Origin of the sequence: Streptomyces sp. TG1A-60 (assembly GCF_037201975.1) — a bacterium.
GTDB lineage: Bacteria > Actinomycetota > Actinomycetes > Streptomycetales > Streptomycetaceae > Streptomyces.
In genome coordinates this window covers 660,873-674,767 of sequence record NZ_CP147520.1, presented here as the reverse complement: position 1 = coordinate 674,767, position 13,895 = coordinate 660,873, and the positions used below count along the sequence as shown (strand labels likewise).

Below are 13,895 nucleotides of genomic sequence, written 5' to 3'. Positions count from 1 at the left end.
CACGGCAGGACCGGATCCCTCGCCCCGGGAGGCGCGCCGTGCGCACGCCGGTCGGCGTCATCGGCGGCCCCGCCGGGCTCCTCCGCGCCCGGCTGCCGCACCGGACCGACATCGACCGTGTGGTCCTGGAGAGCCGGACCCGCGCGTACGCGGAGCGGCGACGGCGCGCCGGCCTGCTGGAACGGGGCACGGCCGACGCGCTGCGCGAGTGCGGTGCCGCCGAACGTCCGGAGATCGAGGGCCGCGTGTGCCACGGCATCGAGGAGTCGATCTACGCGCGCGGCGAGCACGGCTTCGCTCTGCGCAGCATGCGCTCGCCGTCCGCCTCCCGACTCTACCTCCAGGTCGCGAACGGCACCGACCCCGCGCGGACTTGGCGTGACCGGGCCGCGCTCAGGGTCCAGTCGGCGTCGATCGCGAACCGCGCGCCGGGTGCGTCCCGGACGTGTGTGCACGGGGCCGGGGGCCTCAACCTGGGCGTGTCCGACGTCGGTGTCCCGGCGCGCGCGTTCATCGAGCTCTACGACCGGGGATCGCCACAACTTCTCGACCGGTACTCGCGGTTGTGCCTGGACCGGGTCCGGCGGGCGACCCGTTTCTCCTACGGCATGACCAGGATGCCGCACACGCGGCCGGACGAGGGCGCCTTCGACCACCGTCTCCAGCTCGCCCGGCTGCGCCGGAACTGGCGATCGCACACGGCGTCCCGGCAGGCTGCCGCCGAACTGGCCGACAACGACACGGGACTGCCGCTGACCTGGTGGACCGGCCGGTTCACTGACCGTTCTGCTCGACCTTCGACTGCTGCTCCGCGACGGCCTTGCGGACCTCGTCCATGTCCAGCTCGCGGGCCTGCCCGATGACGTCGGTCAGCGCGGCCTCGGGCAGCGCGCCCGGCTGCGCGAACACGGCGACCTGATCACGGACGATCATCAGCGTGGGGATCGACTGGATACCGAAGGCCTGGGCCAGCTCCGGCTGCGCCTCGGTGTCCACCTTGCCGAACACCAGGTCCGGGTTGTCGTCGGCGGCCTTCTCGTAGACCGGGGCGAACTGACGGCACGGCCCGCACCAGGACGCCCAGAAGTCGATCAGTACGAACTCGTTCTCGGTGACCGTCTGGTCGAAGTTCTCCTTGGTGAGCTCCACGGTGCTGCTCATGGCGTGCATCCCTCTTCCGGGTCTCGGTGCTCGGACGAGCCGCTCTCGACAACGCCTCGTCGCGGTGGCGTATTCCGCGCGCGTACCCGTGTGGCCTCCGCGCACACCGACAACCAGACTGACCCCATGACGGATACGGAACGCACCCGAGACGCAGGCGAAGCCACGACCGTCGACTACGACGTCGTGGTGCTCGGCGCCGGACCCGTGGGGGAGAACGTCGCCGACCGCACCCGCGCGGCCGGCCTGTCCACCGCGATCGTGGAGAGCGAGCTGGTCGGCGGCGAGTGCTCGTACTGGGCGTGCATGCCCAGCAAGGCCCTGCTGCGCCCCGCGATCGCCCGCGCCGACGCCCGCCGCGTGCCCGGGCTGCGCCACCTGGTCGAGGGCCCGCTGGACGCCGCCGAGGTGCTCGCCCACCGCGACTACGAGGCCGCCCACTGGAGGGACGACGGCCAGGCCGGCTGGCTGGAGAGCGTCGGCGCGACCCTCTATCGCGGCCATGGACGCCTGGCCGGGCCCCGCCGCGTCGTCGTGAACGCGACGGACGGCGGACACCACGTCCTCACCGCCCGCCACGCGGTGGTGGTCTCCACCGGCAGCCGCGCCCTCCTGCCCGACCTGCCGGGACTCACCCAGGTCGAGCCCTGGACGAGCCGCGAGGCCACCAGCGCCCGGAGCGTCCCCGACCGGCTGATCGTCGTCGGCGGCGGGGTCGTCGCCGTCGAGATGGCCACCGCCTGGCGGGCCCTCGGCTCCGAGGTCACCGTCCTCGTCCGGGGCGAGGGTCTGCTGCCCCGTATGGAGCCCTTCGCCGGCGAGCTGATCGCCGAGGCGCTCGTTGAGGCGGGCGCGGACGTCCGCACCGGCACGTCGGTGACGGCGGTGTGCCGTGAGAACGGCACCGTGGTGGCCCGCACGGACACCGGGGACCGTCTGGAGGCCGACGAGATCCTCTTCGCCACCGGCCGCGCCCCGCGCACCGACGACCTCGGCCTCGACACCGTCGGCCTGGAGCCCGGATCGTGGCTGCCCGTCGACGACAGCCTCCGGGTGACGGGCAGCGCGTGGCTGTACGCGGTCGGCGACGTCAACCGCCGGGCCCTGCTCACTCACCAGGGCAAGTACCAGGCGCGGATCGCCGGGGCCGCCATCGCCGCCCGGGCGGCCGGCGTCCCGCTCCTGGAGCGCGACCCGTGGGGCGCCCACGCGGCCACCGCCGACCACGCCGCCGTTCCCCAGGTCGTCTTCACCGACCCCGAGGCCGCCGCCGTCGGCCTCTCCCTCGTCGAGGCGGAACAGGCCGGCTACCGCGTCCGCGCCGTCGACGTCGAGTTCTCCTCCGTGGCGGGGGCGGGCCTGTACGCCGACGGCTACCCGGGCCGCGCCCGTATGGTCGTCGACCTGGACCGCGAGATCCTCCGCGGGGTCACCTTCGTCGGCCCCGCCGTCGGCGAACTCATCCACTCCGCCACCATCGCCGTCGCCGGCGAGGTCCCCATCGACCGCCTGTGGCACGCGGTGCCCTCGTACCCGACGATCAGTGAGGTGTGGCTGCGGCTGCTGGAGGCGTACCGGGGCTGAACCGCCCGGCCGGGCGCTCAGTCGGGCAGGAGGAAACCGAGGGCCCGGGAGGCGTTGGCCGGGGTGGGGTCGTTCCAGCGCTCGGCCATCGCCTGGTTCGAGGACAGGGAGCGCAGCTCGGCGTGGTCGAGGTAGAGCGTGCCGCTCAGGTGGTCCGTCTCGTGCTGGACGATACGGGCGGGCCACCCCGAGAACTCCTCGTCCACCGTCCGCCCGCCCTCGTCGAGCGCCCGTAGCCGGACCCTGGCGTGCCGGGCCACCACGGCCTGCCAGCCCGGCACGCTCAGACAGCCCTCGAAGAAGGCGTCCCGGAACGAGCCGACGGCCTCGTACGCCGGGTTGACCAGGACGCGGAACGGCTGCGGGACCCGGCCCCGGGCCAGCCGCACCTCCTCCGGGACCGGCGCGGGGTCCTCGATCACCGCGATGCGCAAGGACACTCCGACCTGCGGCGCGGCGAGACCGACGCCGGGTGCCGCGTGCATGGTGGCGCGCAGCGCGGCGACGAACCGGGCCAGCAGGTCCGCGTCCAGCTGGCCGTCGAAGGGCTCGGCGGTGCGGCGCAGGACCGGATCGCCCGCGGCGACGATCGGCAGCGGGCCCTCGTGGGCGAGAAGCTCCTCGACCCGCTCGCTCAGGGGGCGGAACTCGGTGCGGTCACGTTCAAAAGCCATCGCGCCAGAATGCCAAGCGGCATCGCGCGATGCGAGGCGGCTCCCGCGAGGACGAGGCACGGGAGCGTACGAAGCGCCCGAGCTCTGGTGTGACCCGCGTCATGCGAACCGCCGGGAACTCGACGCCCCCGTACCCCGACTACTGAACCGCCACGACGTCCCCGTATCCCGGAGCATCCGCCGATGACCATCGCCCCCTCGACCGAGACGGACGAGCCCCAGAAAACCGTCGCGAAACCCGACGGCACCCCGAGCGGATGGGCCTCGCTCAGGCCGCTCGTCCTGCGGCTGCACTTCTACGCGGGCGTCCTCGTCGCCCCGTTCCTGCTGGTCGCCGCCCTGACGGGCGGGCTGTACGCCACCTCGTTCTCGGTCGAGAAGATCGTCTACGCGGACCGGACGACCGTCGCGAAGGTGGGCGACGAGAAGCTGCCGATCTCCGAGCAGGTGGCCGCCGCCCGCAAGGCGCGCCCCGAGGGCACCGTCGCCGCCGTACGCCCCTCACCCGAGGACGACGCGACGACCCGGGTGATGCTGACGGGCGTCGAGGGCGTCGACGAGCCCGACACCCTCGCCGTGTTCGTCGACCCGTACACGGCCGAGGTGCGCGGGGCGCTGGAGCAGTACGGATCGACGGGCGCGCTGCCGGTGCGGGCCTGGGTCAGCAAGTTCCACGCCAACCTCCACCTCGGCGAGACCGGCCGCCTCTACAGCGAACTCGCCGCCAGCTGGCTGTGGGTCATCTCGGCCGGCGGCCTCGTGCTCTGGTTCGCCCGCCGTCGCGCCCGGCGCAAGGTACGGGGCACCAGCGGCCGACGACGCACCCTGGGCCTGCACGGCACGGTCGGCGCGTGGGCCGCCGCCGGGTTCTTCTTCCTCTCCGCGACGGGCCTGACCTGGTCGACGTACACCGGCGCCAACATCGCGGTCCTGCGCACCGAACTCCACCAGGCGACGCCGGCCATCTCGGCCACGGCGGGTGACCACGGCGAGCACGGCGGCGGCTCGGCGGACGCGGGGGCCGCCACCGGGGGTGACCTGGACGGGATCCTCGCCGCCGCGCGCACCGAGGGCCTGGGGGACCCCGTGGAGATCGTGCCGCCCGCCGACGCGTCCTCCGCGTACGTCGTACGGCAGGTCCAGCGCAGCTGGCCCACCAAGCAGGACGCGGTGGCCGTGGACCCGGCGACCGCCGAGGTCACCGACACGCTCCGGTTCGCGGACTTCCCGTTCCTCGCCAAGCTGTCCCGCTGGGGCATCGACGCCCACACCGGCGTCCTGTTCGGCCTGGCCAACCAGCTGCTCCTGCTGGCGCTCGCCCTCTCCCTCGTCACGCTGATCCTCTGGGGCTACCGCATGTGGTGGCAGCGCGGCCGTGCCTCCTCCTTCGGTCGCCCGATCCCACGCGGTGCCTGGCAGCAGGTGCCGCCGCACATCCTGGTCCCCGCCCTCGCCGTGATCGCGGTCCTGGGCTACTTCGTCCCGCTCCTCGGCATCCCGCTCGCCGTGTTCATCGCGGTGGACGTGGCCCGGGGGGAGATCGCGTACCGACGTGGCAAGCGGTCCTGCGGAGGCCGGGTGGAGGCCAAGTAGAGGGTGACCGGGCGTAGCGGGGCTCATCACGGCGTACAACCCCCGCCGGGTGCGGCTCGGTGCGTCAACCGAGGTCCGGCGTCTGCCGCCGGCATGCAGGTGCCGCCGCACCCGCACACTTCCGGGCGAAGCAGCCGGCGCGCGGAACCGAACACCGATCCGTTGGCGACGTACTCGTCCGGTGACCACGGCGTATGGCTGACCTGCCCGCAGACGCCGCAACTCGGCCGTCTCGGCGGACGGGCCCCATGACTGGCCCACGGGTCGAGCCGTGATCAGTCGGGATGCCGGCGGGAAATGGATCGTGGACGTGCCCGCCGACTCGGCGAACGGGGCGAGTTAAGCGGGTGAAGCTTGCGCCCGTGTCCACACTGCGGGGCATGCATGCAGCTCCGGCCGTATCTGGCCGAGTCGGGGGGACACGACGCGCTGGAGGCGAGCAATGAATCAAAGAGCCGATCAAGCCGGCCACACGAACCACCAGGTCCCGGTCCTCATCGTCGGGGGTTCTCTCGTCGGCCTGTCGACCTCGCTGTTCCTGGGCCGGTTGGGGGTGCGGCACACGCTGGTGGAGCGCCACGCCGGCACCTCCATCCACCCCCGCGGCCGCGGCAACAACGTCCGCACGATGGAGCTGTTCCGGGCAGCCGGTGTCGAGCCGATGATCCGACAGGCCGCCGCCACGCTGGCCGACAACCACGGGATCCTGCAGACACCCACCCTGGTCGGTGACGCGGGTGAGTGGCTCTTCCGGGAGATCGACGCAGGCGGCGGACTGGCCCGGTTCAGCCCCAGCTCGTGGTGCCTGTGCAGCCAGAACGACCTGGAGCCGGTTCTGTTCGAGCACGCCGCTCAGCTCGGTGGCGACCTGCGGTACGCCACCGAACTGATGTCGTTCGACAGTGATCCCTCCGGCGTCACGGCGGTGGTCAAGAGCCGGCAGACGGGCGAGCACACCACCATCCGCGCGGAGTACCTCGTCGCTGCCGACGGCCCCCGCAGCCCCGTCCGCCAGCAGCTCGGCATCGCGCAGAGCGGTCCTGGCGACCTGTTCCACAACGTCAGCATCACCTTCCGCTCCCGCCACCTCGCCGATGTCGTGGGTGACCGTCGTTTCATCGTCTGCTATTTGACCAGCCCGGACGCCGACGGCGCGCTGCTGCCCGTGGACAACCGTGAGAACTGGGTCTTCCACGCTCCCTGGCACCCCGAGCAGGGCGAAACCCTGGAGGAGTTCACCGACGAACGGTGTGTCGAACACATCCGCCGCGCGGTCGGAGTCGCCGACCTTGACGTACAGGTCACCGGCAGGGCTCCCTGGCACGCAGCCCAGCGGGTTGCCCGGAGCTACCGGGCCGGACGCGTCTTCCTGGCCGGCGACTCAGCCCACGAGATGTCCCCCACCGGGGCCTTCGGCTCCAACACCGGTATCCAGGACGCGCACAACCTCGCGTGGAAGCTGTCCGCGGTGCTCGGCGGCTGGGCCGGGGAGGGGCTGCTGGACACATACGACGCCGAGCGCCGCCCGGTGGCGGAAGCGACCAGCGCCCGCGCCGCCGCACGGTCGGTCGAGCACAGCCATCCCGGCTTCGCCCCGCCTCCCGGCGCAGGCGGTACCCCGCAACGCGGCATCCTCAACGTGGCCCTCGGCTACCGCTATCCGCACGGTGCCGTCGTCGGCACCGACCCCGCCGCCCCGGTCGTGCCGGGGCAGCTCGACCTGTCCGGTGAACCCGGGAGCAGGGCGCCCCACTTGTGGGTACGGAACCGAGGTGAACGGATCTCCACTCTGGACCTCTACGAACGGTCATTCGTCCTGCTCAGCGACATCGATGACCCAAGTGGCTGGCACGAGGCCGCCATCCGCCTCGCCGAAGTGATGTCCATTCCACTGACTTCGTACCGGGTGGGCAATGGATCCGATGCCGACCTGACACCCGAGGGCGGTACGGACTGGTCGGCCTCCCACGGCGCGACACCCGGCAGCGCCGTACTCGTCCGGCCCGACGGGTTCGTGGCATGGCGATCGTCAGGGCTGGTCCCGGATGCCGAGTCGGCACTGCGCCATGTCCTGACCACGCTGCTGGCAGCGGCCTGACCTCCGCAGACGGTGTCGGCCGCACCGAGCGTCCCGGCGGGCATCGCCCTGCGGACGGCTGCGGTCGCTGGTACCACTCCGGCAGGCACGGACCACGCGGACAACCTGGTGGTCTTCGCCCACCTCGCCCGATCTGGTCCTGCCTGCCACGCCGACCGGTCACCCGTGCAGTGCATACGAGTCGCGCGCCTCCGGGGACGGGCTCAGGATCGAGGCACGCCGACGTCACAACATGGCCGGCCTTCGTCCGCCTCTGCCCCCATGAAGGAGATGTGCGCAGGAATGACCACCACGTCTGAACGTGCTTCAAAGCCGCTGTCGCAACAGGTGTCGCAGCATGTCTCCCAGTCCGTGTTCGACGGCTCCAGGCTTCGTGTCGTCCTGCTGGTGGACGTCTACGACGGGGCCCAGCAGCAGTTCCTCGAGGCGTACGAGGGCCTGTGCAACCAGGTTGCGTCCGTTCCCGGGCATGTCAGCGACCAACTGTGCCAGTCCATCGAGAATCCCTCCCAATGGCTCATCACGAGTGAGTGGGAGAGCGCCCCGCCCTTCCTCACCTGGGTGAACAGCGAGGAACACGTGCGGATGGTGGAGCCACTGCACAGTTGTGTCCGGAACACCAGGTCGCTTCGCTTCCACATCGTCCGCGAGACCGGCGGCCCGGCGGCGGACGCCGAACCTGGGAATCGTCGGCTCCAGGCGTCACCCAGGATCGGTGACGGTCTGATCCGTCACGCGCTCACCTTCACGGTCAAGCCGGGCAGCGAGGACACCGTCGCCAAGATCCTCGCCGGCTACGCCTCACCGGAGCCGCAGGTCGACGACACCACCCGCCTGTGCCGCACCTCCCTGTTCATGCACGGCAACCGGGTGGTTCGGGCCATCGAGGTGCGGGGCGACCTGCTCGCTGCGCTGCGCCACGTAGCCCGGCAGCCCGAGGTGCGGGCCGTCGAGGAGGCCATCAACCCTTATCTGGAGCAGGACCGAGACCTCGATGATCCCGAGTCCGCCCGGGTCTTCTTCACCCGCGCGGCGCTGCCCGCCGTACACCATGTGACGGCGGGTCGGGAGAGTCCGGACGCGGTGCGGCACGCGTTGTACTACCCGGCCCGTGAGGGTTGCGGTATGCGGCTGGCCGAGTGGCTCGCCCGGCAGGACGAGGCGGCGGCAGACGATCCGCACCGACCGGTGCTGCGCAGCACGATCTTCCAGCGCGACGACGTCGTGGTGCGGCTGGTCGACGTGCGCGGCGGGCTCGACACCGACCCCGGCCCCGTGCTCGGTCTCACGGATCGCGGTCAGGCGGCCGAGCTGACGGCACTCCTCGACGGCGAAGCCCTCGGGGCGGACGGTTCGGCGCTGAGGGACGGTGCCCCCGATCGTCTCCTCACGGTCTCCCGCATGGAACTCGTCACCGACCGCCGCGCGCCCGACGCCTGACTCGCCGGCACCCCCAGGCCATGACGGCCACGCCCTCATGTCGATGGAGCACATGTTCGGAGGAACGTCGTGATCAACCCCCATCCCGAAATCGTGGATCTCAGCGATGTCGAGCCCAACACTCGGCGCGGTGGCGATCTGCGCGCCCTGCTCACCCCCGCCACAGTCGGCTCCACCAGCGGTTTCATGGGCGTGGCCATCGTGCAGCCCGGTGACCGCATCGCTGAGCACTACCACCCGTACTCCGAAGAGTTCGTCTACGTCGTCTGCGGGCAGTTCGAGGTGGACCTGGACGGCGAGCCCCACCCGCTGCAGCCCGAGCAGGGGCTCATGATCCCCGCCCACATGCGGCACCGCTTCCGCAACGTCGGCAATGTGGAGGCCCGTATGGTCTTCCACCTCGGCCCACTGGCCCCGAGCCCGCCCCTCGGCCACGTCGACACCGAGGAGACCGACGCCGTGCCCGTCGCGGTGGAGGGAGCCCACGCGGGTGGGGGACGGACGGCCGAGCGACGTCAGGTCCGCTCATGACGAGGCGTGTGGCGGTCTCGGGTATAGGCATCGTCGCCCCCGGGGGCATCGGCGTACCGGCGTTCTGGGATCTCCTGGCCAACGGTCGCACGGCGACGCGGGGTATCACGTTCTTCGACCCGGTCGGGCTGCGTTCGCGGATCGCCGCCGAGTGCGACTTCGACCCGGCGGCCCACGGGCTGGACGCGGAGCAGGTCGCACGGTGCGACCGGTACATCCAGTTCGCCCTGGTCGCCGGGGAAGAGGCAATACGGGACTCCGGCCTCGACCTCGCGGTGGAGGACCCCTGGCGCGTCGGGGTCTCCCTGGGCACCGCGGTCGGCGGCACCACCCGGTTGGAGCACGACTACGTGCTGGTCAGTCACCACGGGCAGCGCTGGGACGTGGACCACCGGGAGTCCGGCCCGCACCTGCACCGAGCGTTCTCGCCGAGCACACTCGCCTCGACGGTGGCGGAGCGGTTCGAGGCACGCGGGCCGGTGCAGACCGTCTCCACCGGCTGCACCTCGGGGCTTGACGCAGTCGGGTACGCCGTCCGCACGATCGAGGAGGGCAGGGCCGACGTGTGCATTGCGGGCGCCTCGGACTCGCCGATCTCACCGATCACCATGGCCTGCTTCGACGCGATCAAGGCGACGTCCCCGAACAACGACGACCCCGCCCACGCCTCACGTCCCTTCGACGCCGACCGCAACGGGTTCGTCATGGGTGAGGGCGGTGCGGTACTCGTCCTGGAGGACCTGGAGCACGCCCTTGCCCGCGGCGCGCACGTGTACTGCGAGATCACCGGTTACGCCACCTTCGGCAACGCCTACCACATGACCGGTCTGACCACCGAGGGCCTGGAGATGGCCCGGGCCATCGAGGACGCCCTCGACCAGGCCCGGCTCGACGGCACAGCGATCGACTACGTCAACGCGCACGGGTCGGGCACCCAGCAGAACGACCGGCACGAGACGGCCGCGGTCAAACGGGTCCTGGGCGCGCACGCCTATGACACGCCCATGAGCTCCATCAAGTCCATGGTGGGCCATTCCCTCGGCGCGATCGGGGCGATCGAGGTCGTCGCCTGTGCGCTGGCCCTGACCCACCAGGTCGTCCCGCCCACCGCGAACTACGAGACCCCGGACCCCGAGTGCGACCTGGACTACGTCCCGCGCGTCGCTCGCGAGCGACGACTGAACAGCGTGCTCTCCGTGGGCAGCGGGTTCGGCGGCTTCCAGTCCGCGGTGGTTCTGACCCTGCCGAGGGAGAAGACATGATGAGCGAACCGCATCCTCGGCGCGCGGCCGTCACCGGAATCGGCGTGGTCGCGCCCAACGGAACGAGCACCGAGACCTTCTGGAAGTCCACCCAGGAGGGCATCAGCGTCCTGGACCGGGTCACCCGTGAAGGGTGCGAGCACCTGCCGCTGCGGGTGGCCGGCGAGATCCGGGGCTTCGACCCGCCGTCGGCAGTCGAGGAGCGCTACCTCGTCCAGACCGACCGGTTCACGCACTTCGCGATGGCGGCGGCAGACCTCGCACTTGACGACGCCCGCCTCAGCCGGCCCCACACCGACGGCTCGCCGTTCTCCGTGGGCGTGGTCACCGCGGCCGGTTCCGGCGGCGGTGAGTTCGGGCAGCGGGAGCTGCAGCAACTGTGGGACAAGGGCAGTCGCTTCGTCGGTCCGTACCAGTCCATCGCCTGGTTCTACGCCGCAAGCACCGGTCAGATCTCCATCCGCCGCGGCTTCAAGGGCCCCTGCGGTGTGGTCGCCTCCGACGAGGCGGGTGGCCTGGATGCCCTGGCGCATGCGGCGCGGGCCGTGCGGCGCGGCACCGACGTGATGGTGGCCGGCGCGACCGAGGCGCCACTGGCCCCCTACTCGGTGGTCTGCCAGCTCGGCTACGAGGAGCTGAGCACCGTCGAGGACCCGGAGCGTGCCTACCGTCCGTTCACCGCCGCGGCCTGTGGATTCGTGCCCGCCGAAGGTGGCGCCATGCTCGTCGTGGAAGCCGAGACCTCGGCCCGGGAACGGGGCGCGTCCGTGCGGGCCACCCTGGCGGGACACGCGGCGACGTTCACCGGCGCCTCCCGCTGGAAGCAGTCCCGGGAGGGGCTGGCCCGGGCCATCCGGGGCGCCCTGCACGAGGCCGGCTGCGCCCCCGAGGAGATCGACGTGGTCTTCGCCGACGCCCTCGGCGTACTGGACGCGGACCGTGCCGAAGCGCTGGCGATCGCGGACGTCCTGGGCGCGCACGGCAGACGTGTCCCCGTCACGGCGCCGAAGACCGCTATCGGCCGAGGCTACGGCGCGGCACCCGTTCTGGACGTCGCCGCGGCGGTGCTCGCGATGGAGCACGGCGTGATCCCACCCACCCCCAACGTCTTCGACGTCTGCCACGACCTCGACCTCGTCACCACCCGCGCCCGTGCCGCCGAACTGCACACGGCGCTGGTCCTCAGCCGAGGACTCATGGGGTCGAACTCGGCGCTGGTGCTACGGCTCGGCGCCGCCGACGCCTCGTAGCGAGGCATCGCGAGCACACATCATGAAGCAAGGAGAGGAACCGCATGAGTGACCGAATCACCGTGGAAGAGCTGGCCGAGCTGATGAAGAAGGCCGCCGGAGTCACCGTTGCCCCGGAGGAACTCCAGCAACGGTACGACGCCGGCTTCGACGCCGTCGGCATCGACTCGCTCGGCCTGCTCGGCATCGTGGGAGAGCTGGAGAACCGGTACGGCACGCCGATGCCTCAGGACGCGGAGAAGAGCAAGAGCCCCCGGCAGTTCCTCGAACTCGTCAACGGCGCACTGATGGCGGGAGCCTGACATGGCCGGGCACACCCAGAACGAGATCACCATCGCCGCGCCGGTCGACCTGGTCTGGGACATGACCAACGACGTCGGGAACTGGCCGCAACTGTTCAGCGAGTACGCCTCCGCCGAGATCCTCTCCCAGGAGGGGAACAAGACCACGTTCCGGCTCACCATGCACCCGGACGACGACGGCAAGGTGTGGAGCTGGGTCTCGGAACGGGAAACGGACCGAGACGCTCTCCGCGTGCGGGCTCGCCGCATCGAGACCGGGCCCTTCGCCTACATGAACATCGTGTGGCAGTACGAGAAGGTGCTCGAGGGCACCCGAATGGTGTGGACGCAGGACTTCGAGATGAAGCCGGACGCACCGGTCGACGACGCCTGGATGACGGCCAACATCAACCGGAATTCCAAGGTCCAGATGGCCCTGATCCGGGACCGTATCGAGCAGGCCGCCATGACACACCGGCCCGTGCCGACACTGTCCGACTGATCCGGACGGAGGACAGGACGATGCACCAATCCCTGATCGTCGCCCGTATGGCCCCGGGGTCGGCCCTGGACATCGCCAAGGTGTTCGAGGAGTCGGACCGGGAGAACTGCCGCACCTGGTGGGGGTCGTCCGGCGCAGCCTCTTCCAGTTCGACGACGTGTACCTGCACCTCATCGAGTCCGAGCGGGATGCCGGACCCGCCATCGCGAAGGCGGCCGGGCACCCCGAGTTCCGGGACATCAGTGAACGGCTGTCGGCGTACGTCACCGCGTACGACCCGGCGACCTGGCGTTCACCGAAGGACGCGATGGCACACCGCTTCTACCGCTGGGAGCGGGACGTCACCTCCTGAACCCGCCCGTTCGACCGCCGGTCGCCGGGCACGCGAGGGTTGCGTGCCCGGCGACCGGCGCTCTGCGGGATGTGTCCGGGGGGATGTGGTCATCCGGGGACGGTGCAGTCGAACGCATGCAGGTAGGCGTTGACCGGGCGAACGTCGTCGATGACCAGGCCCGCGTCCGTCAGCCTGCCGGCCATGCTCCCGGCAGTGTGCTTGGCCCCTCCGACATTGAGGAGCAACAGCAGGTCCATGGCGGTGCTGAACCGCATCGAGGGCGTGTCGTCGACGAGGTTCTCGATGACCACGACCCGCGCTCCGGGACCACCCGCCTCGATGACGTTGCGCAGTGTCCGGGTGGTGCTGTCATCGTCCCACTCCAGGATGTTCTTGATGATGTACACCTCAGCCTGGACCGGGATGGCCGCGCGGCAGTCACCGGGCACGATGCGCGTCCGGTCCGCGAGCGCACCTCCCGCACGCAGCCGCGGGTCGGCGTTGTCCACCACGCGCGGCAGATCGAGCAGGGTGCCGTGCAGCGCCGGATGCTTCTCCAGCAGGCTCGCCACCACATGCCCTTGCCCACCCCCGATGTCGGCGACCGACGAACTCCCCGACAGATCGAGGAACTGCGCGACGTCGCGCGCGGACTGCACACTGGAGGTCGTCATGGCGCGGTTGAAGACGTCAGCCGATTCCGGGGCGTCCTCATTGAGGTAGTCGAAGAACTCCTTGCCGTACAGGTCCTCGACCACGTTCCGGCCGGAGCGCACCGCCTCGTCCAGCCTCGGCCACGCGTCCCAGGTCCACGGCTCGGTGCACCACAGTGAGATGGCGCGCAGGCTGTGCGGATCGTCCTCGCGCAGCAGCCGGGACATGTCGGTGTGCGTGAAGGTCCCGTCCTGCTGCTCGGCGAAGACGCCGTAGCAGGACAGGGCCCGCAACAGCCGGCCAAGGGGCTTCGGCTCGGTCTTCACCGCCGCCGCGAGGTCCTCCACGGCCAGCGGCCTGTCACCGAGAGCATCGGCGACCCCCAGCCGGGCGGCCGCGCGGAGAGCGGCGGCACATGCCGCCCCGAACACGAGCTCCCTGAGCCGCATGGACGGCGGTGGGGCGGCCTGTGCCGCTGGTGCGGTCTGTTTGGTCTGTGTGGTCGTCATGCGCCGCCCTTCTTCTTCGAGT

13 protein-coding genes and 1 pseudogene are annotated in these 13,895 nt (G+C 71.1%); 11 read left to right on the top strand and 3 right to left on the bottom strand.

The genetic code is table 11. The annotated features are described in order from the left end of the window. The first annotated feature begins 38 nt into the window (after positions 1-38). The gene (locus WBG99_RS02355) at positions 39-863 is read left to right on the top strand and encodes an FAD-dependent monooxygenase (RefSeq protein ID WP_338894678.1); all 825 of its coding nucleotides are present in this window, start codon (positions 39-41) and stop codon (positions 861-863) included. Here the strand turns inward: WBG99_RS02355 and trxA are convergent. Continuing rightward, complete coding sequence (gene trxA, locus WBG99_RS02350) at positions 775-1,161, bottom strand: thioredoxin (protein ID WP_338894677.1); 387 nt, start codon at positions 1,159-1,161, stop codon at positions 775-777. The genes WBG99_RS02355 and trxA overlap by 89 nt on opposite strands. A 126-nt stretch (positions 1,162-1,287) precedes the next feature. On the opposite strand from trxA, the gene WBG99_RS02345 reads away from it, so the two are divergent. Continuing rightward, entirely contained in the window at positions 1,288-2,745 is a 1,458-nt protein-coding gene (locus WBG99_RS02345; protein ID WP_338894676.1) for an NAD(P)/FAD-dependent oxidoreductase, read from the top strand. Between the two features lie 17 nt (positions 2,746-2,762). Here WBG99_RS02345 and WBG99_RS02340 read toward each other — a convergent pair whose 3' ends face one another. After that, on the bottom strand, positions 2,763-3,419 hold the full coding sequence (locus WBG99_RS02340) for a peptide deformylase (protein WP_338894675.1): 657 nt from the start codon (positions 3,417-3,419) through the stop codon (positions 2,763-2,765). Between the two features lie 183 nt (positions 3,420-3,602). On the opposite strand from WBG99_RS02340, the gene WBG99_RS02335 reads away from it, so the two are divergent. From WBG99_RS02335 to WBG99_RS02295, 9 genes and pseudogenes are all read left to right on the top strand, one after another. After that, entirely contained in the window at positions 3,603-5,012 is a 1,410-nt protein-coding gene (locus WBG99_RS02335) for a PepSY domain-containing protein (protein WP_338894674.1), read from the top strand. Positions 5,013-5,454: 442 nt separating this feature from the next. Next, positions 5,455-7,110, top strand: coding sequence for an FAD-dependent monooxygenase (locus WBG99_RS02330; protein WP_338894673.1), 1,656 nt, complete (start codon positions 5,455-5,457; stop codon positions 7,108-7,110). Positions 7,111-7,392: 282 nt separating this feature from the next. Then, positions 7,393-8,550 (top strand): SchA/CurD-like domain-containing protein, encoded by a 1,158-nt coding sequence (locus tag WBG99_RS02325; protein ID WP_338894672.1) that lies wholly within the window; start codon positions 7,393-7,395, stop codon positions 8,548-8,550. 69 nt (positions 8,551-8,619) lie between these two features. Next, on the top strand, positions 8,620-9,081 hold the full coding sequence (locus tag WBG99_RS02320; RefSeq protein WP_338894671.1) for a cupin domain-containing protein: 462 nt from the start codon (positions 8,620-8,622) through the stop codon (positions 9,079-9,081). Beyond that, positions 9,078-10,343 carry a beta-ketoacyl-[acyl-carrier-protein] synthase family protein gene (locus tag WBG99_RS02315; RefSeq protein WP_338894670.1) on the top strand — a complete coding sequence of 422 codons (1,266 nt, stop codon included), beginning with the start codon at positions 9,078-9,080 and terminating at the stop codon, positions 10,341-10,343. Before WBG99_RS02320 ends, WBG99_RS02315 begins: the two co-directional genes overlap by 4 nt. Further along, positions 10,343-11,593: a ketosynthase chain-length factor gene (locus tag WBG99_RS02310; RefSeq protein WP_338900182.1), complete on the top strand. Its 1,251-nt coding sequence runs from the start codon at positions 10,343-10,345 to the stop codon at positions 11,591-11,593. The genes WBG99_RS02315 and WBG99_RS02310 overlap by 1 nt, the downstream gene beginning before the upstream one ends. 44 nt (positions 11,594-11,637) lie before the next feature. Then, positions 11,638-11,895, top strand: coding sequence for an acyl carrier protein (locus WBG99_RS02305; RefSeq protein ID WP_338894669.1), 258 nt, complete (start codon positions 11,638-11,640; stop codon positions 11,893-11,895). 1 nt (position 11,896) lies between these two features. Beyond that, a complete protein-coding gene (locus WBG99_RS02300; protein WP_338894668.1) occupies positions 11,897-12,376 on the top strand; it encodes an SRPBCC family protein in 480 nt (159 codons plus the stop codon). A 20-nt stretch (positions 12,377-12,396) separates the two neighbouring features. Further along, positions 12,397-12,728 (top strand): annotated as a pseudogene (locus tag WBG99_RS02295) (TcmI family type II polyketide cyclase). 89 nt (positions 12,729-12,817) lie between these two features. On the opposite strand, the gene WBG99_RS02290 reads toward WBG99_RS02295, so the two are convergent. Next, entirely contained in the window at positions 12,818-13,873 is a 1,056-nt protein-coding gene (locus tag WBG99_RS02290) for a methyltransferase (RefSeq protein WP_338894667.1), read from the bottom strand. Positions 13,874-13,895: the final 22 nt, after the last annotated feature.

Excerpts from the sequence above, each read along its gene's own strand:
- trxA (WP_338894677.1), bottom strand. The coding sequence starts at position 1,161 with ATGAGCAGCACCGTGGAGCTCACCAAGGAGAACTTCGACCAGACGGTC.
- WBG99_RS02345 (WP_338894676.1), top strand. The coding sequence starts at position 1,288 with ATGACGGATACGGAACGCACCCGAGACGCAGGCGAAGCCACGACCGTC.
- WBG99_RS02340 (WP_338894675.1), bottom strand. The coding sequence starts at position 3,419 with ATGGCTTTTGAACGTGACCGCACCGAGTTCCGCCCCCTGAGCGAGCGG.
- WBG99_RS02335 (WP_338894674.1), top strand. The coding sequence starts at position 3,603 with ATGACCATCGCCCCCTCGACCGAGACGGACGAGCCCCAGAAAACCGTC.
- WBG99_RS02330 (WP_338894673.1), top strand. The coding sequence starts at position 5,455 with ATGAATCAAAGAGCCGATCAAGCCGGCCACACGAACCACCAGGTCCCG.
- WBG99_RS02325 (WP_338894672.1), top strand. The coding sequence starts at position 7,393 with ATGACCACCACGTCTGAACGTGCTTCAAAGCCGCTGTCGCAACAGGTG.
- WBG99_RS02315 (WP_338894670.1), top strand. The coding sequence starts at position 9,078 with ATGACGAGGCGTGTGGCGGTCTCGGGTATAGGCATCGTCGCCCCCGGG.
- WBG99_RS02310 (WP_338900182.1), top strand. The coding sequence starts at position 10,343 with ATGAGCGAACCGCATCCTCGGCGCGCGGCCGTCACCGGAATCGGCGTG.
- WBG99_RS02305 (WP_338894669.1), top strand. The coding sequence starts at position 11,638 with ATGAGTGACCGAATCACCGTGGAAGAGCTGGCCGAGCTGATGAAGAAG.
- WBG99_RS02300 (WP_338894668.1), top strand. The coding sequence starts at position 11,897 with ATGGCCGGGCACACCCAGAACGAGATCACCATCGCCGCGCCGGTCGAC.
- WBG99_RS02290 (WP_338894667.1), bottom strand. The coding sequence starts at position 13,873 with ATGACGACCACACAGACCAAACAGACCGCACCAGCGGCACAGGCCGCC.